Genomic DNA, 23,446 nt, shown 5'->3' on the forward strand with positions numbered 1-23,446 from the left:
AACGGGGAAATCGGTTCAACTGTAACACAGTTGCCATTCCGACACAGTCATAAGTAACTGAAAGCTATCGGTTTTTCCCGCATGCCGTAAATATAGCACATTGCGTGGCGAGATTTTGGGCGCGGTGAACAAACTTTGCGCACGCGAACGCGCCCTGTCGAATGCCTTGGGCACCAGGGCGGACATCAGATCGGGCCGTGGGGCGAGCATCGGAAGACGCAGGGAAAGGCGCGACGCCGCGATGCCGGCGGCCGGGGCGATGCACCGGGAAAAAGGCCAAGGCACAAAGAAAAAGGGCGGTGGCCGAAGCCACCGCCCCCTTCATCCACGGTAAACCGCAGATTAGAACGCCAGGACCGTACGGAGCAGGACGACGTGACCGTCGTTGTCCAGGTCGTTGGCGGCCGTGCTCAGATCGCTGTCGGCCTTGAAGTAGTCGTACTGAGCCTGCAGGGTCAGGCCCGGAGCGACGGTGTAGCCGGCGCCGAACTCGTAGACTTCGATCTTGCGGCTGCCCGGGGTGTACAGGCTGCCGGCGTCCTTGCCGTTCTTGTAGTTGGCACCGACGACGATCGGGCCGGCGGTGTACTGAGCGCCGACAACCCAGAGGCGGCTCTTCTCGTTGTCCGAGGTCGCGGTCTGGATCTGGCCCGACTCACCGAAGTCGGTGTACGAACCGCCGAGCGAGAAGCCGGCGTAGCCAACCTGGGCGCCAACCTGCCAGGCGTTCAGGTCCTCGACGCTGGCGCCGACCGTGGTCGTGCCGGCGGCGTTGCCCCAGTAGTAGCCAGCGCTGGCCTTCAGCGAAACGCCGCCGAAGGTGTTGCTGTAGTTGGCACCGACTTCGACCAGATCCTCGAAGGTGGTCGAGAAGCCGCGGCCGGTGGCGGCGACCGGGGTCAGGTCGGCGCGGTTGACCGAGGCGTGCGAGTCGTCGTTGCGCGGGGTGTAGCTGGCGCCCACCTGCAGGCCGGCGAAGCGCGGCGAGAAGTACACGATCTTCGTCGCGTTGTTCTCGACGACCAGCGACTGGTTCAGGATCGAGCCGTTCAGGCCGCCCAGGCCGCCGGCGATGTCGGTGGTCTGGCCGATCCAGGCGGTGACGCCGTCATAGATGCCGAGCTGCAGGTAATCCTGCGGAGCGGTGATGTAGGTGGCGTCGTTGAAGGAGTTGGTCACGCCCATCTGGACCTGACCGAACGCGCCCTGCGCGAAGATGTAGCCGCGGTCGGCGTCCATCGTGCGGGCGTTGTTGGCGCCCGAGTTGGCGCGCATACGGATGCGGCCGCCGTACTCCAGGCCGTTGTCGGCCTTGGCGGTCGGGGTCACGATGACGCGGAAGCGGTTGCGGAAGTCAACCGAACGGGCGCCCTGGTCGCGGTCTTCGTTGACGTAGCCGCCTTCGAAGTAGGCGTCGCCGCCGACCTTGACTTCAAACTTGGCCTGAGCGTTGGCAGCGCCGGCACCCAGAGCCAGAGCGGCAGCGGCGCAGCCCGCGAGCAGATAACGGTTCATGATTGTTGCCTCCATCCTGGCAGCAGAATTTTCAGCCCGGTTAACGTCCTGGCTGGCTCTGTGGTACGCAGATGCGGGGACGCCAGCAAGCCGGAAATCGCAAAGTTGCAGCAATGAAGGAACAGTGTGTCCGACGGAACACACCTTCATTGTGCGCCGCCGTCGGGATTCCGCGGCGCGCGCGGAGCCGCGCAGGGGGGTCCGGTTCCGGCCCCGGACACAGCAAAGGCACAGGCGGAGCCCCGCATCGGCTGTTGCCGCGGGCGGGCTTTTATGGTCTTTTCACCCGCATCCGCCGCGGTATCGTGCGCGGTACCCCGAATTTATTGATCCAGGTTCCGACCATGCGCCGTTCCCGTGTCCTTCGCCTTGCCCCCGTCGTGCTCGCGGCGTCGCTCGCCGTGGCCGGTTGCTCCAGCTGGGGCGGCCAGACGGAAACCGTCGACGAGCAGATCAAGAAGGAATACAAGTTCGGCAGCCTCCTCGGCACCGACGGCGGCTTCAGCCTGTTCGGCAAGAACAAGCGCAACGGCGCCGAGCAGGGCGACCCCAACGGCATCGGCGTCAACAGCTTCCTGTGGCGCGCCTCGCTGGACACGCTGTCCTTCATGCCGATCGTCTCCGCCGATCCGTTCGGCGGCGTCATCCTGACCGACTGGTACACGCCGCCGGACACCCCGAACGAGCGCTTCAAGGTCAACCTGTACATCATGGACCGCCAGCTCCGCGCCGACGGCGTGCGGGTGTCGGTGTTCAAGCAGCAGCGCGCCGGTTCGGACTGGCGCGACAGCGCGGTCGGGCCGGAGACGGCGACGACGCTGGAGGACGCGGTGCTGACCCGCGCCCGCCAGATCCGCGTCGCCCAGCAGGCGGCGGCGCGCTGAGCGGACGCGCCGGTTCGGCGGGAAGCAGGGCAGGGCAGGGCGCGGACAGCGCGCCGCCTGTCATCCCGCCGCCGGCGTCTTACTTATCAAGACCTACGAAACTCACGGAACGGCGTCTGCGGTCATGTCGCGTTACAATGTCAAGGAAACCGAAGCGAAGTGGCAGGGCGAGTGGGAGCGGCAGGGCTGCTTCACCGCGCGCGAGGACGCTTCCCGTGAGAAGTACTATGTGCTGGAGATGTTCCCCTACCCGTCGGGGCGCATCCATATGGGGCACGTCCGCAACTACACCATCGGCGACGTGATCGCGCGCTACAAGCGCGCCCGCGGCTTCAACGTGCTGCACCCCATGGGCTGGGACGCCTTCGGCCTGCCGGCGGAGAACGCCGCGCTGGAGAAGAAGACCCACCCGGCCAAATGGACCCGCGAGAACATCGCGGCCATGCGCGCCCAGCTGAAGACGATGGGCCTGTCCATCGACTGGGACCGCGAGGTCGCCACCTGCGACGTGGAGTATTACCGCCACGAGCAGAAGATGTTCCTGGATTTCCTCAAGGAAGGCCTGGCCTACCGCAAGGAGTCCTGGGTCAACTGGGACCCGGTCGACAACACGGTTCTCGCCAACGAGCAGGTGATCGACGGCCGCGGCTGGCGCACCGGCGCTCTGGTCGAGAAGCGCAAGCTGTCGCAGTGGTTCCTCAAGATCACCGCCTACGCCGACGAGCTGTTGAAGGGGCTGGACACGCTGGACCGCTGGCCGGAGCGCGTGCGCCTGATGCAGGAGAACTGGATCGGCAAGTCCACCGGCGTGCGCTTCCGCTTCGACCTCGTCGGGCGGACGGACAAGCTGGAGGTCTTCACGACCCGGCCCGACACGCTGTTCGGCGCGTCCTTCGCGGCGATCTCCGCCAACCATCCGCTGGCCGCCGAGCTGGCCGCCGGCAACCCGGCGCTGGCCGAGTTCATCGCCGAGTGCAACCGCATGGGCACCAGCGAGGAGGCCATCGAGACCGCCGAGAAGCGCGGCTTCGACACCGGCCTGCGGGTGACGCATCCCTTCGACCCGTCCTGGGAGCTGCCGGTCTACGTCGCCAACTTCGTGCTGATGGAATACGGCACGGGCGCCATCTTCGGCTGCCCGGCCCATGACCAGCGCGACCTGGACTTCGCCCGCAAGTACGGCCTGCCGGTCACGCCGGTGGTCGTTCCGGCGGACGCCGATCCCGCCACCTTCACCGTCGGCGACGAGGCCTACACCGGCCCCGGCCTGCTGCGCAATTCGCGCTTCCTCGACGGGATGGAGGTCGAACCGGCCAAGCAGGAGGTCGGCAGGCGTCTGGAGGAGCAGGGGCAGGGCGAGCGCACCACCCAGTACCGCCTGCGCGACTGGGGCGTCTCCCGCCAGCGTTACTGGGGCTGCCCCATCCCGGTCATCCACTGCGGCAGCTGCGGCATCGTCCCGGTCCCCGAGCAGGATCTGCCGGTCGTGCTGCCGGAGGACGTGACCTTCGACAAGCCCGGCAATCCGCTGGACCACCACCCGACCTGGAAGCACACGACCTGCCCGAGCTGCGGCAAGCCGGCGGTGCGCGAGACGGACACCTTCGACACCTTCATCGAGTCGAGCTGGTATTTCGCCCGCTTCTGCTCGCCCAAGGCCGAGGACGTCGCCTTCACGCGCGAGGCGGTGGATTACTGGCTGTCCGTGGACCAGTACATCGGCGGCATCGAGCACGCCGTGCTGCACCTGCTCTACTCCCGCTTCTGGACGCGGGCGATGAAGCAGTGCGGCTACCTGAACGTGGAGGAGCCCTTCGCCGGCCTCTTCACCCAGGGCATGGTCAACCACGAGACCTACAAGGACGCCGGCACCGGCGCCTGGCTGGCCCCGACCGACATCCGCAGGAACGATCTCGGCGACTACATCCGCAACGACAACGACGGCCCGGTGACGGTCGGCCGCGTCGAGAAGATGTCGAAGTCGAAGAAGAACGTGGTGGACCCGGCGCACATCATCGGCACCTACGGCGCCGACGCGGCCCGCCTGTTCATGCTGTCCGACAGCCCGCCGGAACGCGACCTGGAATGGACCGAAGCCGGCATCGACGGCGCCTGGCGCTACATCAACCGCCTGTGGCGGATGGTGACGGAATCGCCGGTCGCGCTGCCGCCCGCCGACGCCGCGAAGCCGGACGCCTTCAGCGCCAAGGCCGAGGCCACCCGCCGTCTGGTCCACAAGGCCATCGCCGGCATCTCGGAGGACCTGGAGAAGTTCCGCTTCAACAAGGCGGTGGCCCGCGTGCGCGAGCTGTCCAACGCGCTCGCGGAGCTGGACGGGACGGGCGAGGGCGAGGCCTGGGTGCTGCGCGAAGGCTTCGAGGCCACCGTGCGGCTGATCGCCCCGATGATGCCCCATTTGGCGGAAGAGCTGTGGGCGCAGCTCGGTCACGACACGCTGCTCGTCAACCAGCCCTGGCCGCAGGCCGACGCGGCCCTGGTGGTCGAGGACTCGGTCACCATGGCCGTCCAGGTCAACGGCAAGCTGCGCGCCACGCTGGCGCTGCCGCGAGACATGGCCAAGGACGCCGCGGAGCAGGTGGCCCTGGCCGATCCCAACGTCCAGCGCGCCCTGGAGGGCAAGCCGGTGCGCAAGGTCATCGTCGTCCCGAACCGGGTGATCAATGTCGTCGTCTGACCTCAACACCGGCAACGGCTGTGGCGGCAACGGCCGTGGCGGGAAGGCCGGAGTCCGGCGGCGGGGGCTTCTCGCCCTCGCCCTGCTGGCACCGGCGGTCCTCGCCACCGCGGCCTGCGGTTTCCAGCCGATGTACGGGACTCTCGGGTCGAACAGCATCGGCGCCGCCGAGCTTCAGCAGGTCGACATCGGGGTGATCCGCGACCGGAACGGCCAGAAGCTGCGCAATCTCCTGATCGACCGCTTCTATGCCGACGGCCGCCCGGCCAGCCCGCGCTACCGGCTGGAGACGACGCTGACCGCGTCGGAGCAGAAGCTGTCCCTCCAGAAGGACGCGACGGCCACCCGCGCCCAGCTCGTCGTGAACGCCCCCTATCTGCTCATCGACGCGGCGACGGGAAAGATCCTGTTCCAGGCCAACGCGCGCTCCTACATCAGCTACAACGTGCTGGAGCAGCAGTACGGCGCTTTGGTCACGGTCGAGAACGCCTACGACCGCGCTCTTCTGGAAATCTCCAACGAGATCACCACCCGCGTGGCCGCCGAACTCGGCCGCAAGTCCTGATCCGCACTGGACAACGGGGGCTGGTCCTCCGCCACCGACGGTGACTTCGTGAAGCTGCAAGCCCGGGCGATCGACGGCTTCCTGCGCAGCCCCGATCCCAAGATCCGCGCGGTCCTGCTCTACGGTCCCGACACCGGCCTGGTGCGCGACCGCGCCATGGGGCTGGGCCGCACCGTGGTCGCCGACCTGTCCGATCCCTTCCGGGTGACCGAGATGCTGGGCCGCGCCGTCGCCGACGATCCGGCGCGGCTGGCCGACGAGGCGGCCGCCCTGTCCTTCACCGGCGGACGCCGCCTGATCCGCGTGCGCGAGGCGGAGGACAACGTCACCGCCGCCTTCACCGCTTTCCTGGGCAACCTGCCGCCCGGCGACAGCCTCGTCCTCGTCGAGGCCGGCGACCTCGGCAACCGGTCGAAGCTGCGCACCCTGTTCGAAGGGGCGGACGGCGCCGTCGCCATTCCCTGCTATGTGGAGGAGGAGGCCGCGCTCGGCCGGGTCATCGCCGACATCCTGCATGGCCATGGCCTGACCGCCGATCCCGACGCGCTGACCTTCCTCGCCGGCAATCTGGTCGGCGACCGCATGGTGGCGCGCGGCGAGGTGGAGAAGCTGGCGCTCTACATGGGCGCGGAGACGCGTGTCCGGCTGGAGGATGCCCAGGCCTGCGTCGGCGACAGCGCGGCCCTGTCGCTCGACGAACCGATCTGGGCGGCGGCGGAGGGCGATTTCGCGACTCTCGACCGCTCGCTGGCCCGCCTGTTCGCCGAGGGCATGTCCCCCGTGCCGATCCTGCGCGCCGCCCAGCGCCATTTCCAGCGCCTGCAGCTGGTCGCCGGGCAGGTGGCGGCCGGCAAGTCGGCGGACGCCGCGGTGGAGGCGCTGCGCCCGCCGGTGTTCTTCAAGATGAAACCGCGGCTGACCGGTCAGGCCCGCCGCTGGCCGGCGCCGCTGGTCCGTCAGGCGCTGGAGCGTCTGGTCGAGGCCGAGGCGGACTGCAAGCGCACCAACATGCCCGACCAGACGCTCTGCGCCCGCGTCCTCTTCCAGCTCGCCTCGCTGGCGCGGCGCTGAGGTTCCTCCTTACGTCACCGGCCCTTACTTCGCGGCCAGGAACTGCGGCACGCGCAGCAGGATCAACTCGTTGTGGTCCTGCTTGCCCAGCGCGCGGCCGGACGAGTAGGGGAGGTTGTTGTCGTTGCCGACGACGATGTGCTCGGCGTCCACAACGTCGACATTCTCGATGGTGACGAAGGGGAAGGTGAATTTGCCCTTCGCGCCGCCGAGCCGGGCGACGCCCTTCGGATCGTCGATGTCCATCAGATCGACGTAGCCGACCTTCTTCACGAAGCCCTCGGCGTCCGCCTGGGCGAAGTCGATCTTGTAGACGCGCTTGAACCGGGCCGGGACGTTGAAGCAGTCCGGGGTGGGCTGGCCGGTGCAGCCTTGGGCCGGGTCGCCCTCGCCGTTGTCGCGCTCGATGATCAGGCCGCTGGTGGCGTCGATCATGTTGAAGTCGCCGATGTTGTTGCCGTTGGCCTCCAGCAGGTACTTGAAGCTGCGGCCGGTGAAGTCGCCCTTGGCCACGTCGAATTCGGCGATGCGCAGATACTCCCGCCCGTCCTTGGTCTCCCAGGCGCCGCCCGTCCCAAGCTGGGCGTTGAACAGCGGTCCTTCGAAGAGCGGGTAGAGGAACTTTCCGTCCTTGGACGCGGCCATCCCCTCGAAGCCGCGCGAGCGGCGCACCTCGAAGCCGACGGCGCCGGGCACCGCCGGGGTGGACACCGCGTAATGGTCGGGCGAGCGCACCGGCTTGCCGTCCACCTTGCTCTCATGCAGGGCCAGCAGCTTGCCGGTCCGATCGGTCACCAGGATGTAGGGGCCGAACTCGTCGCCGAAATACATCCGGTCGCCGATGATCTGGACGCTCTCGACGTCGAAGTCGGCGCCGGTCAGGTAGCGTTCCGCGGTCGCCTCGGTGACGATGGGGAAGGGCACCTTGCGGTCGGGATCGCGCAGGAACAGCGTCTCGGCCACCGCCGCCTTGCCGGTCTTCCAGTCGATGGTCAGCCTGTGCACCGTCAACATGGCGTCGGCGGAGTTGCCCTTGCTGCCGAAGCCGTTGTCGGTCAGCACCAGAAAGCCGCCGTCGCCCAGCGCCTTGATGCCGGAGAAGCCCTGAACCGGCTGGCCTTCGAAGGGCAGCGCCATGCCGGTGCCGCGCGGCGCGCCCGGCGCCGACAGGAAGGACGTGCCGTCGATGCTCCGGGGCTGGTCGACGCGCTTGCGGTCGGCGGCGGTGAACTTGCCGGAGGTGCGGAACAGGTCCGGCGCGTCGGTGGGCGGGGCGACGAAGGTGGCGGCGTCGATGACGCCGTGACCGGCCAGTTCCGCCGGGAATTTCTGGTCCGCGAGCGCCGGACCGGCGAGCAGGGCCGCGGTGAGGCCGGCAAGGCACAGGCCGTGGATGGGCTTCATGAATCTCCCCCTCTGTGTCGGCTCCGGCCGCGTCGATGCGGCCGGACGACCCTGTTTAGGGGGAGTTCATGTTAGTGCCGTTTCACTAAAGTGACAGTTTGGTTCCGCGACATCACACTCGTCGCGCTCACTCTCCGCCAAGGCGCCGCAGCACGTCGTCGAGCTGGTCCAGCGTCTGGTAATGGATGGTGATCGAACCGCCCTTGCCCTGCGGCGTGATAGCGACCTTCAGCCCGATGCGGGCCGAGATCTCCTCCTCCAGGTTCACCAGATCGACGTCCTTGAGCGTCGGGTCGGTGGCGGCACCGCCACGGCCGCCGGCCTTCTTGGTTTTGACCGGCGCGCTGCCGCGCATCAGGTCTTCAGTCTGGCGGACGTTCAGGCCGCGCTTGACCACCTCGCGCGCCACCGACACCGGATCGGAGGAGGTGAGCAGGGCGCGGGCGTGACCGGCGCTGAGCGCCCCGTCCTGCACCATGCCCTTGACCGGGTCGGGCAGGGCGAGCAGGCGCATCATGTTGGCGACGTGGCTGCGGCTCTTGCCGACCGAGCGCGCCAGATCCTCCTGCGTGTGCTCGAACTCCTCCATCAGGCGCTTGTAGCCCTCCGCCTCTTCGAGCGGCGTCAGGTCCTGGCGCTGGATGTTCTCGATCAGCGCGATTTCCAGCGCTTCACGATCGGACAGCTCGCGGATGACGACCGGCACCTCGTGCAGGCCGGCGATCTGGGCGGCGCGCCAGCGGCGCTCGCCGGCGATCAGCTCATAGGAGTTGGTCGTCTCCGAATCCCGACGGACGAGCAGGGGCTGGAGGATGCCCTTGTCGCGGATCGACTCGACCAGCCCCTGCAGCGCCTCGTCGTCGAAGGTGCGGCGCGGCTGGTACTTGCCGGGATGAATGAACTCGATGGGCACCTGCTTGGACTGGCGCACCTTGTCGAGCGCGGAGTAGTCCTCCGCCGCCTCGCCGAATAGGGCGGACAGACCGCGGCCCAGGCTGGCGCGGCGGGCACCGCCGTCCGAACGTTTGGTATCCTCCATCACGCGCTCAGCCTCTTCTCACGGCGCAGCACCTCGCCCGCCAGATGGATGTATGCCTGCGACCCGGGGCAGCGCATGTCGTAGATCAGCACCGGCTTGCCGTGGGACGGCGCCTCCGAGACCTTCACGTTCCGCGGGATGACGGTGTCGTAGACCTTCTCCCCGAAGAAGCCGCGGACATCGGCGGCCACCATGTCGGACAGGTTGTTGCGCTTGTCGAACATGGTCAGCACGACGCCGTGAATGTCGAGGTCGGGGTTGAAGGCGCGCTTCACCCGCTCGATGGTGCGGACGAGGTGGCTGAGGCCCTCCAGCGCGTAGAACTCGCACTGCAGCGGCACCATCACCGCGTGGGAAGCGACCAGCGCGTTCAGCGTCAGCAGGCCGAGCGCCGGCGGGCAATCGATCAGCACGTAATCGTATTCCAACGCGCTCTTGTCCACCGCCTCGCGCAGCCGGAACTCGCGCCGGTCGGAGGTGACCAGTTCCACCTCGGCGCCAGACAGATCGACGGAGGAGGTGATGATCGACAGGTTCGGCACCGTCGACACCGTCGCGGCGTCCTCCAGCGGCATGCCGTCGAACAGCACGTCGTAGATGCCGACGCGACGCTCGGCGCGCGGGATGCCGAGGCCGGTGGAGGCGTTCCCCTGGGGATCGAGATCGATCACCAGGACGCGCTTGCCGATGGCGGCCAGAGCGGTTGCCAGATTGATGGTGGTCGTGGTCTTGCCCACGCCGCCTTTCTGGTTGGCAATCGAAATGACCCTGGCGGCCGGGGTGGCGGAGGGAAGGGCGGAGGGCATGTCAGCCTCTCGGGAAGCCTCGGAGCGGGAATGCATCAGGGGCGCGGTCTTAGACACGGGCGATACCACTCACACGCAGGATGGTTCCGGTGGGGTCGGTGCGGCTGTCGAAGCGCTCGGTCCGCATCTTCCAATATTTGGTGGTATCGGTCAATTCGTCCGCCACATTTTGCCCCTTGGGAAACAGTGCCGCACCCCGGTCCTGCAGGAAGGGATGGGCCCAGGTCAGAAGGTCGTTCAGCGGCGCCAGGGCGCGGGCCGTCACCACGTCGGCGGCGATCGGCGGCACCGCCTCGATCCGCTTGTTGTGCACCGTGACCGTGGCTCCGGCGACGCGGGCCGCCTCGCGCAGGAAGGCGCATTTGCGGGAGTCGCTCTCCACCAGATGGACCTCCGGCACGCCCAGGATAGCCAGGACAAGGCCGGGAAAGCCGGCGCCGCTGCCAAGATCGACCAGCACGCGGGCGCCCTCCGGCAGCAACGGATGGAGCTGCGCGGAGTCTAGGAAATGCCGGCGCCAGGCGTCGGGCAGGGTGGAGGGGCCGATAAGGTTGATCTTCGGCTGCCACTTGCGCAGCGTCGCCTCGTAAGCGGCGAGACGGTCCAGCGTTTCACGTGAAACACCGGTCTCCGCCTGGAAGGCCGCGGCATCGAACAGGCTCATCAGACCGCCACCTTCACGTCGCGCCGTTTCACGTGGCGGAGCAGGGCGACCAGCGCCGCCGGGGTCATGCCGGGGATGCGGGCCGCAGCGCCCAAGGTCGCCGGACGGGCCTGCCGCAATTTTTGACGGATTTCCGCCGACAGGCTGCCGATGCTGTCGGGGTCGAGGTCGTCGGGAAGCTCCAGCGCCTCGTCCTTGCGGAAGGCCCGGATGTCGGCTTCCTGCCGGTCGAGATAACCGGCGTATTTGCCGTCGATCTCCAACTGCTCGGCGACATCGGCGGGGATCGCCGCAAGCTCCGGCCACAGCCGGGAGAGGGTGGCAAGGTCGAGGTCGGGATAGCGCAGGAGATCGGCGGCGGTCCGCCGCACGCCGTCCTGGTTGACCGCGATGCCCTGCCGCTGCAACTCCGCCGGGGTGGCCTGAAGGGCGCGCACCAGCTTGCGGCCGGCCATGAGCGCCTCGGCCTTCCCGGTGAAGGCGTCGCGTCGCACCGACCCGACGCAGCCGATGGCCAGACCCTTCGGGGTCAGCCGCTGGTCGGCGTTGTCGGCGCGCAGGATCAACCGGTACTCGGCGCGCGACGTGAACATCCGGTAGGGCTCGTTGGTGCCCCGGGTGATCAGGTCGTCAACCAGCACCCCGATGTAGGCGTCGGCCCGGTCGAGCACGAAGCCCTCGGCCGAACCTCCCGCCAGCAGAGCGGCGTTGATGCCGGCCATCAGGCCCTGCGCCGCCGCTTCCTCGTAGCCGGTGGTGCCGTTGATCTGCCCGGCGAAGAACAGGCCGGGAGTCCGGCGGGTTTCCAGCGTCGGCTTCAGCTCCCGCGGGTCGACGAAATCGTATTCGATGGCGTAGCCGGGGCGGATCATCACCGCGCGCTCCAGCCCCGGCATCGTCTTCAGGAAGCCGAGCTGGACGTCACGGGGCAGGGAGGTGGAGATGCCGTTCGGGTAGACCGTGTCGTCGTCCAGCCCCTCCGGCTCCAGAAAGATCTGGTGACGCTCCTTGTCGGCAAAGCGGACCACCTTGTCCTCGATGGACGGGCAATAGCGGGGGCCGGTGCTCTGGATCTGGCCGGAATACATCGGCGCGCGATGGAGGTTGCCGCGGATCAGCGCGTGCATCTCCGGCGTCGTCCAGGTGATCGCGCAATCGATCTGGGGCGTGTCGATGCGGTCGGTCAGATAGGAGAAGGGCGGGGGCGGCGTGTCGCCCGGCTGCTTCTCCAGAGCGGCCCAGTCGATGGTCTTGCCGTCGAGCCGCGGCGGTGTGCCGGTCTTCAGGCGCCCCAGCGGAAAGCCCAGACGCGCCAATGTATCGGATAGGCCGATGGATGGCGCCTCGCCGACGCGACCCGCCGGGGTGGTTTCCTCGCCGATGTGGATCAGGCCGCGCAGGAAGGTGCCGGTGGTCAGCACCACGCATCCCGCAGCAAGCGTCTCGCCGACACCGGTGACCACGCCCGTCACCCGACCGTCGTCGCCAATCGTCAGATCCTCGGCGCCGCCGGCCTCGATGAACAGGTTCGGTTGTTCGGCGAGGATCGCCTGCACCGCCCGTCGGTAGAGCTTGCGGTCAGCCTGGGCGCGCGGGCCGCGGACGGCGGGTCCCTTGCTGCGGTTCAGGATGCGGAACTGGATACCGCCGCGGTCGATGGCGCGGGCCATGACACCGTCGAGGGCGTCGATCTCGCGCACCAGATGGCCTTTCGCCAACCCGCCGATGGCCGGGTTGCAGGACATCTCACCGATGGTGTCCAGCTTGTGGGTGAGCAGCAGGGTGCGCGCACCCATGCGCGCCGCGGCGGCGGCAGCCTCGCAACCGGCGTGGCCTCCGCCGACAACAATGACGTCGAACGTTCGCATGGCCGGACCATAGCCGAGTCAGCGCCGGAGGCCAAGGGCCGCGACGCCGCGCAACCCCTGTTTCACGTGAAACAGGGCGGCGCGGCGCCTTTGTCACGACAACGAAGCTTCACTTGCCGATGCAGAAATCCCGGAAGATCACGTCCAGCAGATCCTCCACATCGACCCGCCCGGTGATGCGGCCAAGGGCGCGGCTCGCCAAACGCACGTCCTCGGCCATCAGCTCCGGCAAAGGGGCGGTCAGGGCGCGGCGCAGGGCGTCCCGGCACTCCTCCAGGGCTGTGCGGTGCCGCGCGCGGGTCAGGGCGGGGGCGCCGCTGCCGGCCAAGCGGTCGGCGGTAAACGCCGTCAAACGCCGCTCCAGCTCCGGCAGGCCGGCACCGGTGCGGGCCGAGACCGCCACCGCCTCCCAGCCGCCGACCGTCGGCACCGCGGCGTCGACGACGTCCGTCTTATTGAGAACCACCACCGTGTCCTTGTCGAGCAGGGCGACGGTCGCCGGGTCGAGCGCGGGCAGGGCGGTGGCGTCGAACACGGCGACCTTCACGTCGGCACGCGCGGCCCGGTCGAGCGCGCGGCGGATGCCCTCCTCTTCCACCTCGTCGGCCGCCGCCTCGCGCAGGCCCGCCGTGTCGGCCAGAACCACCGGGTAACCGCCGAGGTCGAGATGGACCTCGATCACGTCGCGGGTGGTGCCGGCGCGGGCCGAGACGATGGCGGCCTCGCGGCGGGCGAGGGCGTTCAGCAAGCTCGACTTGCCGGCGTTGGGCGCGCCGACGATGGCGATGTGCAGTCCCTCGCGCAGCCGCTCCCCACGACCGCGGTCGTCGAGATGGGCGTCGATCTCGGCGGCCAGGGCGGCCAGCACCGGACGCGCGGCGTCGGACACGCCGGAGGGCAGATCCTCGTCGGGGAAGTCGATGTCGGCTTCGATGTGGGCCAGCGACCGCGTCAGACGCTCCCGCCAGCCGTCGTAGAGCGCGCCGAGCGCCCCCTCCATCTGGCGCAGGGCCTGGCGGCGCTGGGCCGAGGTTTCGGCGTCCACGAGGTCGGCGACCGCCTCGGCCTCGGTCAGGTCGAGCTTGCCGTTCTCGAAGGCGCGGCGGGTGAACTCGCCGGGCTCGGCGACGCGCAGACCGGGCCGGGCGGACAGCGCCTCGACGACGCCGGCCACCACGGCGCGCCCGCCATGCAGGTGCAGTTCGACCACGTCCTCGCCGGTGAAACTGCGGGGGGCGGTGAAGCGCAGGACCAGGGCGTCGTCGAGTGCCTCCCCGGTCCTGGGATCGCGCAGCCGGACGAGCGTGGCCATGCGGGGGTCGGGCAGGGGCTTGCCGGTCAGGGCGGCGAGGGCGTCGCCGGAGGCCGGGCCCGAAACGCGAACCACCGCCACACCGGCGCGGCCGGGGGCGGTGGCGAGGGCGAAGATCGTCGGGATCATCGTGCCGGATGTCATCGTGCCGGGTCCGGAACGATCAGCCAACCTGTTCCGGCAACAATTCCTTTTGTTCCGGCTTCAGTATGAGCCGCTCCACACGGCCGCCATTGATTAGATGCGTCTCCAGGATCGCGTCCACGTCGGCGAAGGAATGGTAGGTGTACCAGACGCCCTCGGGGTAGACGACCAGCACCGGCCCCAACTCGCAGCGGTCCAGGCAGCCGGCGGCGTTGATGCGCACCCGGCCGTCCAGACCCAGCTCGCGGGCGCGCGCCTTCATGTAGTCGCGGAGCTTCTCGGAGCCCCGGGCGGCGCAGGAGCCGCGCTTGTGTCCGTCGGGGCGGCGGTTGGTGCAGGAGAAAACATGGGCTTCGAAGTACGGCTTCGGATCGGTCACTTGCGTCCATCCTGTCCCATGGCGGCGGCCATCTGGGACCAAAACATTTTCTGAAGCTGCTCCATGCCCTGAATTCCCGCCGGCAGCCACGTCTTCATCATCGTCTCCGGGTCCATGGCGAGCAGGGAGGCCTGCATGCGATCCTGGATCTCCTGCATCATGGCGTCCTGCATGGGCTTCACGTCGGGAAGGCCCAGGAAATGGCGCGCCTCCTCGGGTGTGCAGTCGATGTCGATGGTGATCTTCATGGCCCCATTCCCTTGGAAGGCGCGCGGTGCGCAGGAAATTTAGGGTTGAGCGCCGCTTCGGCTCATGCCCCACTATACAGATAGGAAGCCCTGGCGCAACGGCACCGCCGCGCCAGTTTATTCCCAACCACGCCACAGACCGGAAACGCCTGCGATGCCCGCGAACCTGCTTGGCCGGGAGACCAGCCCCTACCTGCTTCAGCACAAGGACAACCCCGTCCATTGGATGGCCTGGGGTCGCGACGCCTTCGAACGGGCCAAGCGCGAGAACAAGCCGGTGCTGCTGTCGGTCGGCTACGCCGCCTGCCACTGGTGCCACGTGATGGCGCACGAGAGCTTCGAGAACCCGGAGATCGCCGCGCTGATGAACGAGTTGTACGTCAACATCAAGGTGGACCGGGAGGAGCGGCCGGACGTCGACCAGATCTACCAGTCGGCCCTGGCCATGCTGGGGCAACAGGGCGGCTGGCCGCTGACCATGTTCCTGACGCCGGAGGCCGAGCCCTTCTGGGGCGGCACCTATTTCCCGCCGGCCTCGCGCTACGGACGGCCCGGCTTCCCCGACGTGCTGCGCGGCGTGGCGGAGACCTACCGCAACAAGCCGGAGAACGTGACCCGCAACGTCAGCGCCCTGAAGGACGCGCTGGGCAAGCTGGCCGAGAACCGGGCGGCGGGGGAGGTCGACCTCGCCATGCTCGACCAGATCGCCGACCGGCTGGTCCGCGAGGTCGATCCCTTCCACGGCGGCATCGGCCACGCCCCGAAATTTCCCCAAGTGCCGATCTTCACGCTGCTGTGGCGCGCCTGGCTGCGCACCGGCAAGGAGCCGTACCGCGAGGCGGTCACCAACACGCTGGCCCATATGAGCCAGGGCGGCATCTACGACCATCTGGGCGGCGGCTTCGCCCGCTATTCGGTGGACGAGATGTGGCTGGTGCCGCATTTCGAGAAGATGCTCTACGACAACGCCCAGCTTCTCGACCTGATGACCCTGGTCTGGCAGGCGGAGCGGGAGCCTCTGTTCGAAGCGCGCATCCGTGAAACGGTGGGCTGGGTGCTGCGCGAGATGATCGCCGAGGGCGGCGGCTTCGCGGCGACCCAGGACGCCGACAGCGAAGGCGAGGAGGGCCTCTTCTACATCTGGAACGAGGAGGAGATCGACCGCCTGCTCGGCCCCGGCGCGGAGGTCTTCAAGCGCGCCTACGGCGTCACCCCGCAGGGCAACTGGGAGGGGGCGACGATCCTCAACCGGCTGCACCGCATCGAGGCGCTCGACGCCGAGACCGAGGCCACGCTGGCCGAACAGCGGGCGATCCTCTGGCGGGAGCGGGAGAAGCGGATCAAGCCGGGCTGGGACGACAAGGTCCTGGCCGACTGGAACGGCCTGATGATCGCGGCGCTCGCCCAGGCCGGCATGGTCTTCGACGAGCCGGAGTGGATCGCGGCGGCGCAACGGGCCTTCACCTTCGTCCGCGACCGCATGACCGAGGACGGGCGCCTTCTGCACAGCTGGCGCGCCGGGCAGCTCAAACACCGGGCGACGCTGGACGATTACGCCCACATGGCGCGCGCCGCGCTCGCCCTGCACGAGGCGACCGGCGACGCCGGCGCCCTGGAGCAGGCGCGGGCCTGGGTGCGGGTGCTCGACGCGCATTTCTGGGACGCCACGGCCGGCGGCTATTTCTACACGGCGGACGACGCCGACGATCTGATCGTCCGAACCAAGTCGGCCGGCGACGCCGCGACGCCCAGCGGCAACGGCACCATGCTGGCCGTGCTGGCGACGCTGCACCACCGTACCGGCGAGGACACCTATCGGGAGCGGGCGGACGCCTTGGCCGCCGCGTTCTCCGGCGAGCTGAGCCGCAATTTCTTCCCGCTGCCGACCTATCTGAACGCGGCGGAACTTCTCCAGAAGGCCCTTCAGATCGTCATCGTCGGCGACCCGCAGGCGCCGGACACGGCGGCGCTGCGTCGCGCGGTGCTCGACCGGCCGCTTCCCGACCGCATCCTCACCGTCCTGCCGCCGGGGACCGATCTGCCCGCCGAGCATCCGGCCCACGGCAAGGGCATGCAGGGCGGGGCGGCGACCGCCTATGTCTGCACCGGCATGACCTGCTCCCCGCCGGTGACCGCGCCCGACGCGCTGGCCGCTGCCCTGACCCGGAGATGACCCCATGGCGACGTCCAGCAATTCGGCCAGCGGCAGCCTGACCGTCGACAGCCCGCTGGGCCTGCTGACCCTGACCAGCGCCGCCGGCGCCGTCGTGGCGCTCGACTGGGGACGGCTGGGCGACGACCGGCCGGACCCCGTGCTGGAGGCGGCGGCGCGCCAGCTCCGCGACTATTTCGCCGGGACGCGGTTGGATTTCGACCTGCCGCTGTCCCCCCGTGGGACGGCCTTCCGGCAGAAGGTCTGGGCGGCGATGCAGGCCATTCCCTACGGCGGCGTCCTGACCTACGGCGACGTCGCGCGGATGCTGGAAACGGCGCCGCGCGCCGTCGGCGGGGCCTGCGGCGCCAACCCGATCCCGGTGATTATCCCGTGCCACCGCATCGTCGGGGGCGGCGGGGCGCCCGGCGGCTATTCCGGGCTGGGCGGCCTGCGGACCAAGGACTGGCTGCTCCGCCACGAGCGGCGGTACCGGGTGACAGCGGACCAGGCCGGCGATACGCTGGAGCTTCAGCTTCTATAAAAAGGGAAGGGACCAACCACCATGGTTCACGCAATCCGCATCCACGAGTACGGCGGACCCGAAGCGCTGCGCTGGGACGAGATCGAGGTGGGCGAGCCCGGCCCCGGCCATGTGCGCCTGCGCCAGACCGCCGTCGGGCTGAACTACATCGACACCTATCACCGCTCCGGCGCCTACAAGCTGCCGCAGCTTCCCGCGATCATCGGGACCGAGGGCGCCGGCGTGGTCGAGGCCGTGGGGCCGGACGTGACGACGCTGAAGCCCGGCGACCGGGTGGGCTACGCGCCGCTGATCGGCGCCTACGCCGAATCCCGCCTCGCCCCCGCCGACCGGCTGATCCCGCTGCCGAGTTGGATCGAGGACCGGCAGGCCGCCGCCATGCTGCTCCAGGGCATGACCGCGCAGTTCCTCCTGCGCTCCACCTACGCGGTGCAGCCGGGCGACACCATCCTCGTCCAGGCCGCCGCGGGCGGCGTCGGCCAGATCCTCTGCCAATGGGCGAAGCATCTGGGCGCCACCGTCATCGGCACGGTCAGCAGCGACGAGAAGGCGGAACTGGCCCGCGCCGCCGGCTGCGACCATCCCATCGTCTACACGCGCGAGAATTTCGTGAACCGCGTGAAGGACCTGACGGACGGGCAGGGCGTGCCGGTGGTCTATGACGGCGTCGGCAAGACGACCTTCATGGACAGCCTGGACTGCCTGCGGCCGCGCGGCTTCATGGTGCTGTTCGGCGCGGCGTCCGGCCCGGTCCCGCCGCTGGACCTCCAGGTCCTGGCGGCCAAGGGCTCGCTCTACGTCACGCGCCCAACCTTGTTCAGCTATGTCGCCAAGCGCGACGATCTGATGGCCAGCGCCGCCGACCTGTTCGAGGTGGTGCATTCCGGCGGGGTGACCATCAACGTCGGACAGACCTTCGCGCTGCGCGACGCGGCGGAGGCCCACCGGGCGCTGGAGTCCCGCGCCACGACCGGGTCGACGGTGCTGTTGCCGTAAGGTTCGAAACCCTCTCCCGACGGGAGAGGGAGTAACAATTTACTCGGCGGCCCAGAGCGGGTTCTTCAGCTTCTTGAGAAGCTCCGCATGGGCCGCCAGCTCCTCCTCGCTCGGCGCGTGGGCGCGCGGGGCGCGGTAGGGGCGGTCGATGCGGATCGCCGCGGGGCCACCCGTTGCCGGGCCGGAGGCCAGCGCCAGACCGGCCTGCCGCCCGCCGCGCAGCTCCAGATACACCTCGGCCAGAAGCTGGGCGTCGAGAAGCGCGCCGTGGTAGGTGCGGCTGGAATTGTCGACGCCGAAGCGCTTGCAGAGCGCGTCCAAGGTGGCCGGCGCGCCGGGAAACTTCTGCCGCGCCATCAGCAACGTGTCGATGGCCCGGTCCTTCGGCATCACCGGATAGCCGGCGATCCGCAGCTCCCAGTTCAGGAAGTGCATGTCGAAGGCGGCGTTGTGGATCACCAGCGGCGCGTCGCCGATGAAAGCCACGAAGTCCGCCACCACGTCGTTGAACAGCGGCTTGTCCGACAGGAACTCCGTCGTCAGCCCGTGCACCGCCACCGCGTCCGGCGGCACGTCGCGTTCCGGGTTGACGTAGCAGTGGAAGGTCTTGCCGGTGGCGACGTGGTTGTGCAGTTCGACGCAGCCGATTTCGATCAGCCGGTGCCCCTCCTCGGGCTTGAAGCCGGTCGTTTCCGTATCAAGGACGATCTCACGCATGAACCACCTGTCCGGGCTGGTATCCCCGCGGCGGCCATTGCCGTCCGCGGCGCCGCTTCACGTCGGCGAGGATGTTGCGCAGCGCCCGTCGGGTGGCCCGCCGTCCGTCGCCGGTGTTGACGATGTGGTCGGCGCGCCGCCGCTTCTCGGCGTCGGGCATCTGCCGGGCCAGAATAGCGGCGAACTTGTCCGGCGTCATGCCCGGCCGCGCCAGGACCCGTGACTTCTGCACCAGGAAGGGGGCGGTGACCACCACGGTGCGGTCCACCTTGCGTTCCCCGCCGGTCTCGAACAGCAGGGGGATGTCCAGAACCGCCACGCGGACGCGGCGGCGCGCCGCCTGCCTCAGGAAGCGCCGCTGCGCGGCCTGCACCGCCGGGTGGAGGATCGCCTCCAGCCGCTTCAGCGCCGCCGGGTTGCCGAAGACCGCGGCGCCCAGCGCCCGCCGGTCCACGGCGCCCTCCACCACGACGCCGGGGAATGCCGCGTCGATGGCCGGCACGGCGGCGCCGTGACGCGCCAGCAGCCCGTGCACGACCGCGTCGCTGTCGCAGACCGGCGCCCCCATGCGCTTCAGCATGCGTGCCGCCGTGCTCTTGCCCATGCCGATGGAGCCGGTGAGGCCCAAGACGATCATCGCGCGACCTCAGCCCTGGAGAACGGCCGCCTTCAGCCCGTCGGTCACCTCCGGCTCGCGGCCGAACCAGGCGGCGAAGCCGGGACGGGCCTGGTGGAGCAGCATGCCGACGCCATCCACCACGCGGTTGCCGCGGGCCTGCGCCGCGGTCAGCAGCGGGGTCAGCAGGGGCGTGTAGACGATGTCGGTGACGACGGCCGAACCGGGCAGGGCGCGCAGGTCCAGCTCCAGCGGCGGCTGGCCGGCCATGCCCTGGGTCGTCGTGTTCACCACCAGCGCCGCCCCTTCGAGGAGGGTTTCACGTGAAACCCAATCGGCGGTCTCGATGTTGCCTCCGATATCCGCCGCCAGTTCGTCGGCCCGCGCCCGCGTGCGGTTGACCAGCCAGACGCGCGGCGCGCCCTCGTCGAGGAGGGAGGCGACGACGGCGCGCGCCGCACCGCCGGCCCCGATGACCAGCGCCGGCCCGTCCGCGGCCTTCCAGCCCGGTGCGCCGCTCCGCAGGTTCTCGATGAAGCCGAAGCCGTCGGTGTTGCGGCCCTCCAGCGACCCGTCCTCTCCGACCACGATGGTGTTGACGGCGCCCATCCGCTTGGCCGTGGCGTCCAGCCGGTCGACCGCGCGGTAGGCGGCCTCCTTGTGCGGCACCGTCACGTTGCAGCCGCGGAAGCCCAGCGCAGGCAGGGCGCGGATGGCCTGCTCAATGCGGTCGGGAGGAACGGCCAGCGGCACATAGGCGCCGTCGATGCCGTACTGCTCCAGCCAATAGCCGTGCAGCCGGGGCGAGCGCGAATGACCGATCGGCCAGCCCATCACCCCGGCCAGCTTCGCCTTGCCGCTGATCGTCATTCCGCAATCACCCCATGCACGCGCAGGAACCCGAGCAGCGGCAGCAACGGCAGCCCGAGAATGGTGAAGAAATCGCCGTCCACCCGATGGAAGAGCTGGGCACCCAACCCTTCGAGGTGATAGGCGCCGACCGAGCCCAGCACGTCGTCGCCCGCCGCGTTCAGGTAGGACTCCAGAAAGGCGTCGCTGAACGGGCGCATGCTCAGGCGGGCGCGGTCCACATGGTGCCACAGCCGCTCGCCGTCACGGATCACCACGGCGCAACTCACCAGCCGGTGCGTCTTGCCGCGCAGGTCCTGAAGCTGTGCCCGCGCGGCGTCGCGGTCGGCCGGCTTGTCGAACCAGCGGCCCTCGCACTCCAGCATCTGGTCGGCGCCGATCACCAGGGCTCCAGGATGCTTGCGGGTGACGCGCTGCGCCTTCAGCTCGGCCAGAGCCTCGGCCACATCCTCGACCGGGGCGCCCTCGGCGCGGGCGGCCAGCTTGATCTCCTCCTCGTCCACCGCGGCGGGGGCGAGCGTGACGCGCACCCCGGCGCGCTCCAGCATCTCGGCCCGCGTGCGGGAGCCGGACGCGAGGACGACCGTGGGAACCGCTCCGCTCACGTCGCGGGACCTTCGGGAGCGACGCCGGGCAGGCCGCCGGTCTGGCGGCGGGCGAGCAGCATCATGATCTCCGCCGCCGTCTCCTCGATGGAACGGCGCGACACGTCGATCACCGGCCAGCCGCGCCGGGTGAACATGCGCCGGGCGTCGGTGACCTCGGCGCGCACCACCTCCGGGTCGACGTAGGTGGAGGACTCGTTCTGGTTCAGCAGCTTCAGCCGGTTGCGGCGGATCTGCACCAGACGGTCGGGGTCCTTGGTCAGGCCGACGACCAGCGGCCGGGTCAGCTTCTCGATCTCCGGCGGCATCGGGCATCCCGGGACGATCGGGATGTTCGCCGCCTTGATGCCGCGGTTCGCCAGATAGATGCAGGTCGGCGTCTTCGACGTGCGCGACACGCCCATCAGGATCACGTCGGCCTCGTGCAGATCCCAGCTCGACTGGCCGTCGTCGTGGGCCAGCGCGAAGTCCATCGCGTCCATGCGCCCGAAATACTCGGCGTCCAAGGCGTGCTGGCGGCCGGGCTGCCGCTGCGATTCCACGCCGAGGAAGGCGGCCAGCGCGTTGATCAGCGGATCGAGCACCGGGATGCAGGGAACCTGCACCTCGCGGCAGAAGTCCTGGAGACGGCGGCGCAGCTTCTCGTCGACCAGCGTGAACATGACGAGGCCGCGATTCTCCTGGACGCCCTCCAGGACCATGTCGAGCTGGCGCTCGGTCCGCACGAGATTCCAGAAATGCTCGACCGGGCGAACATCGTCGAACTGGATGACGCAGGCGCGGGCGACGCTGTTGATCGTCTCGCCGGTCGCGTCCGACACAAGATGCAGGTGGAACTGTCTCATCCGTCCCCAACGTGTTGTGGAGAACCCGCCCGAATCTGTGGACAACGGGGATCTCCTGGATTCTGTCCCTCCGGGCGGGACTCGTCGCCCCCGCTGGCGCCCCCTTCGGGACAATCCGCGCGCCCTCTCCGGAACATGGGTACAATGACTCCCGCGGACCATGTTATCCACGGGATTCCCATGCTTCCCGATATAGCATTTCCGCCATTTCCGGCGAAAGCGTCCGGAGTCGTCCACAGAATCCGGAATTCGTCCACAGCGCGCCGTCCCGCCTGTGGACGATTCCGCGCAAAGCGGGGATTCCCGTTTTCCACAGGCACCCACCACCCCTTCTTCCTTTCTCTCTTTAAAAAGAATACTGAGTAGAGGGGAGACAACCCGCAGACCCGATTCACTCATAGGGGAACGATCCGCCGTGTCCGAGGCCGTGTCCAAGATTGCCAAGCCGATGCTCGCCGCCCTCGCCGGCGAGGTGCGTCAGCGCCCGCCCTTCTGGCTCATGCGCCAGGCCGGCCGTTACCTGCCGGAATATCGGGAATTGCGCGCCAAGGCCGGCAGCTTTCTGGACATGTGCTACAACCCCGACCACGCGGTGGAGGTGACCCTGCAGCCGCTGCGCCGCTACGACATGGACGCGGCGATTCTGTTCTCCGACATCCTGGTGGTGCCGCACGCGCTGGGCCAGCCCTTGGCCTTCCTGGAAGGCGAGGGGCCGAAGCTGGACCCTGTGAGAAGCGTGGAAGACCTCAAGCGCCTGTCCCGCGACCGCTTCCACGAGCGGCTGGAGCCGGTCTACGAGACCGTACGCCGCCTCTCCAGCGCGATTCCGGCGCACACCACGCTGATCGGCTTTGCCGGGGCGCCCTGGACGATCGCCTGCTACATGGTCGAAGGGGCGGGGTCCAAGGAGTACGCGCACGTCAAGCGCTGGGCCTACGGCGATCCCGCCGGGTTCGGCGCGCTGATGGATCTGCTGGTCGAGGTGACCGCCGACTATCTGTGCACCCAGATCGAGGCGGGCGCCGAGGTCGTGCAGCTGTTCGACAGCTGGGCGGGCGTCCTGCCGGCCGGCGAGTTCCGCCGTTGGGTGATCGAGCCGACGCGGCGGATCGTCGATCTCATCAAGGCGCGCCACCCCGCGATTCCGGTCATCGGTTTCCCGCGCGGTGCGGGCCTCTCCTATGAGGAGTACGTGGTGGGCAGTGGGGTGGATGCGGTCGGGCTCGACACCACCGTCCCGGTGGCTTGGGCGGCCGGGAATCTGCAATCCAGATTGCCGGTGCAGGGCAACCTCGACCCGATCATGCTGGCCGCCGGCGGCGAGGCCCTGCGCAATGCCGCCTCGGAGATTCTGGAAACGCTCGCCGGCAAGCCCTTCGTCTTCAACCTGGGCCATGGCGTGATCCAGACCACGCCGCCGGAACACGTGGCCGAGCTGGCCCGTCTGATCAAGGACTGGCCGAACCGGGGCTGAGGCCCCGGCGAGTTCCGACGAAAGCGCGCAATG

Annotated in this window: 22 protein-coding genes; 8 read left to right on the plus strand and 14 right to left on the minus strand. The window is 69.0% G+C overall.

Annotation, left to right across the window (positions count from 1 at the left end; all coding sequences use genetic code 11):
• Positions 1–342 precede the first annotated feature (342 nt).
• Positions 343–1,515, minus strand: a complete 1,173-nt coding sequence (locus tag ABVN73_RS12615; protein ID WP_353858284.1) for a porin — start codon at positions 1,513–1,515, stop codon at positions 343–345.
• A gap of 344 nt (positions 1,516–1,859) precedes the next feature.
• On the opposite strand from ABVN73_RS12615, the gene ABVN73_RS12620 reads away from it, so the two are divergent.
• From ABVN73_RS12620 to holA, 4 genes are all read left to right on the plus strand, one after another.
• The gene (locus ABVN73_RS12620; protein ID WP_014238944.1) at positions 1,860–2,399 is read left to right on the plus strand and encodes a DUF3576 domain-containing protein; all 540 of its coding nucleotides are present in this window, start codon (positions 1,860–1,862) and stop codon (positions 2,397–2,399) included.
• A gap of 124 nt (positions 2,400–2,523) precedes the next feature.
• On the plus strand, positions 2,524–5,094 hold the full coding sequence (leuS, locus tag ABVN73_RS12625; RefSeq protein ID WP_353858285.1) for a leucine--tRNA ligase: 2,571 nt from the start codon (positions 2,524–2,526) through the stop codon (positions 5,092–5,094).
• A complete protein-coding gene (lptE, locus tag ABVN73_RS12630) occupies positions 5,081–5,659 on the plus strand; it encodes an LPS assembly lipoprotein LptE (RefSeq protein WP_353858286.1) in 579 nt (192 codons plus the stop codon). The genes leuS and lptE overlap by 14 nt, the downstream gene beginning before the upstream one ends.
• A 48-nt stretch (positions 5,660–5,707) precedes the next feature.
• A complete protein-coding gene (gene holA, locus ABVN73_RS12635; RefSeq protein ID WP_353858287.1) occupies positions 5,708–6,730 on the plus strand; it encodes a DNA polymerase III subunit delta in 1,023 nt (340 codons plus the stop codon).
• A gap of 24 nt (positions 6,731–6,754) precedes the next feature.
• On the opposite strand, the gene ABVN73_RS12640 is transcribed toward holA, so the two are convergent.
• From ABVN73_RS12640 to ABVN73_RS12675, 8 genes are all read right to left on the minus strand, one after another.
• A complete protein-coding gene (locus ABVN73_RS12640) occupies positions 6,755–8,134 on the minus strand; it encodes an esterase-like activity of phytase family protein (RefSeq protein WP_353858288.1) in 1,380 nt (459 codons plus the stop codon).
• A 127-nt stretch (positions 8,135–8,261) separates the two neighbouring features.
• Positions 8,262–9,173: a ParB/RepB/Spo0J family partition protein gene (locus tag ABVN73_RS12645; RefSeq protein WP_353858289.1), complete on the minus strand. Its 912-nt coding sequence runs from the start codon at positions 9,171–9,173 to the stop codon at positions 8,262–8,264.
• Positions 9,173–9,979, minus strand: a complete 807-nt coding sequence (locus ABVN73_RS12650) for a ParA family protein (protein ID WP_353858290.1) — start codon at positions 9,977–9,979, stop codon at positions 9,173–9,175. The genes ABVN73_RS12645 and ABVN73_RS12650 overlap by 1 nt, the downstream gene beginning before the upstream one ends.
• A 49-nt stretch (positions 9,980–10,028) precedes the next feature.
• Entirely contained in the window at positions 10,029–10,643 is a 615-nt protein-coding gene (gene rsmG, locus ABVN73_RS12655) for a 16S rRNA (guanine(527)-N(7))-methyltransferase RsmG (RefSeq protein WP_353858291.1), read from the minus strand.
• Positions 10,643–12,511, minus strand: coding sequence for a tRNA uridine-5-carboxymethylaminomethyl(34) synthesis enzyme MnmG (mnmG, locus tag ABVN73_RS12660; RefSeq protein WP_353858292.1), 1,869 nt, complete (start codon positions 12,509–12,511; stop codon positions 10,643–10,645). Before mnmG ends, rsmG begins: the two co-directional genes overlap by 1 nt.
• 109 nt (positions 12,512–12,620) lie before the next feature.
• Complete coding sequence (gene mnmE / locus ABVN73_RS12665; protein WP_353859482.1) at positions 12,621–13,952, minus strand: tRNA uridine-5-carboxymethylaminomethyl(34) synthesis GTPase MnmE; 1,332 nt, start codon at positions 13,950–13,952, stop codon at positions 12,621–12,623.
• Between the two features lie 34 nt (positions 13,953–13,986).
• The gene (locus ABVN73_RS12670) at positions 13,987–14,346 is read right to left on the minus strand and encodes a (2Fe-2S) ferredoxin domain-containing protein (protein WP_353858293.1); all 360 of its coding nucleotides are present in this window, start codon (positions 14,344–14,346) and stop codon (positions 13,987–13,989) included.
• Positions 14,343–14,594, minus strand: coding sequence for a DUF6489 family protein (locus ABVN73_RS12675; RefSeq protein ID WP_014238933.1), 252 nt, complete (start codon positions 14,592–14,594; stop codon positions 14,343–14,345). Before ABVN73_RS12675 ends, ABVN73_RS12670 begins: the two co-directional genes overlap by 4 nt.
• Before the next feature lie 154 nt (positions 14,595–14,748).
• Here ABVN73_RS12675 and ABVN73_RS12680 point away from each other — a divergent pair, with 154 nt between their 5' ends.
• From ABVN73_RS12680 to ABVN73_RS12690, 3 genes are read left to right on the plus strand one after another with little or no spacing between them, the layout of a single operon-like run.
• Positions 14,749–16,767 (plus strand): thioredoxin domain-containing protein, encoded by a 2,019-nt coding sequence (locus ABVN73_RS12680; RefSeq protein ID WP_353858294.1) that lies wholly within the window; start codon positions 14,749–14,751, stop codon positions 16,765–16,767.
• 4 nt (positions 16,768–16,771) lie between these two features.
• Complete coding sequence (locus tag ABVN73_RS12685) at positions 16,772–17,290, plus strand: methylated-DNA--[protein]-cysteine S-methyltransferase (RefSeq protein ID WP_353858295.1); 519 nt, start codon at positions 16,772–16,774, stop codon at positions 17,288–17,290.
• A 21-nt stretch (positions 17,291–17,311) separates the two neighbouring features.
• Positions 17,312–18,286, plus strand: a complete 975-nt coding sequence (locus ABVN73_RS12690; RefSeq protein ID WP_353858296.1) for a quinone oxidoreductase — start codon at positions 17,312–17,314, stop codon at positions 18,284–18,286.
• A 39-nt stretch (positions 18,287–18,325) separates the two neighbouring features.
• On the opposite strand, the gene dnaQ is transcribed toward ABVN73_RS12690, so the two are convergent.
• The 5 genes from dnaQ to ABVN73_RS12715 are packed head-to-tail and all read right to left on the minus strand — an operon-like array spanning position 18,326 to position 21,939.
• Positions 18,326–19,003: a DNA polymerase III subunit epsilon gene (gene dnaQ, locus ABVN73_RS12695; RefSeq protein WP_353858297.1), complete on the minus strand. Its 678-nt coding sequence runs from the start codon at positions 19,001–19,003 to the stop codon at positions 18,326–18,328.
• The gene (coaE, locus tag ABVN73_RS12700; RefSeq protein WP_353858298.1) at positions 18,996–19,640 is read right to left on the minus strand and encodes a dephospho-CoA kinase; all 645 of its coding nucleotides are present in this window, start codon (positions 19,638–19,640) and stop codon (positions 18,996–18,998) included. Before coaE ends, dnaQ begins: the two co-directional genes overlap by 8 nt.
• Before the next feature lie 9 nt (positions 19,641–19,649).
• Positions 19,650–20,489, minus strand: a complete 840-nt coding sequence (locus tag ABVN73_RS12705; RefSeq protein WP_353858299.1) for a shikimate dehydrogenase — start codon at positions 20,487–20,489, stop codon at positions 19,650–19,652.
• Complete coding sequence (locus ABVN73_RS12710) at positions 20,486–21,094, minus strand: nucleoside triphosphate pyrophosphatase (RefSeq protein WP_353858300.1); 609 nt, start codon at positions 21,092–21,094, stop codon at positions 20,486–20,488. The genes ABVN73_RS12705 and ABVN73_RS12710 overlap by 4 nt, the downstream gene beginning before the upstream one ends.
• The gene (locus ABVN73_RS12715; protein WP_353858301.1) at positions 21,091–21,939 is read right to left on the minus strand and encodes a pyruvate, water dikinase regulatory protein; all 849 of its coding nucleotides are present in this window, start codon (positions 21,937–21,939) and stop codon (positions 21,091–21,093) included. Before ABVN73_RS12715 ends, ABVN73_RS12710 begins: the two co-directional genes overlap by 4 nt.
• Positions 21,940–22,387: 448 nt before the next feature.
• On the opposite strand from ABVN73_RS12715, the gene hemE reads away from it, so the two are divergent.
• Positions 22,388–23,413, plus strand: coding sequence for a uroporphyrinogen decarboxylase (gene hemE, locus ABVN73_RS12720; RefSeq protein WP_353859483.1), 1,026 nt, complete (start codon positions 22,388–22,390; stop codon positions 23,411–23,413).
• Positions 23,414–23,446: the final 33 nt, after the last annotated feature.

The organism is Azospirillum formosense (assembly GCF_040500525.1).
GTDB classification, from domain to species: Bacteria; Pseudomonadota; Alphaproteobacteria; order Azospirillales; family Azospirillaceae; genus Azospirillum; species Azospirillum formosense_A.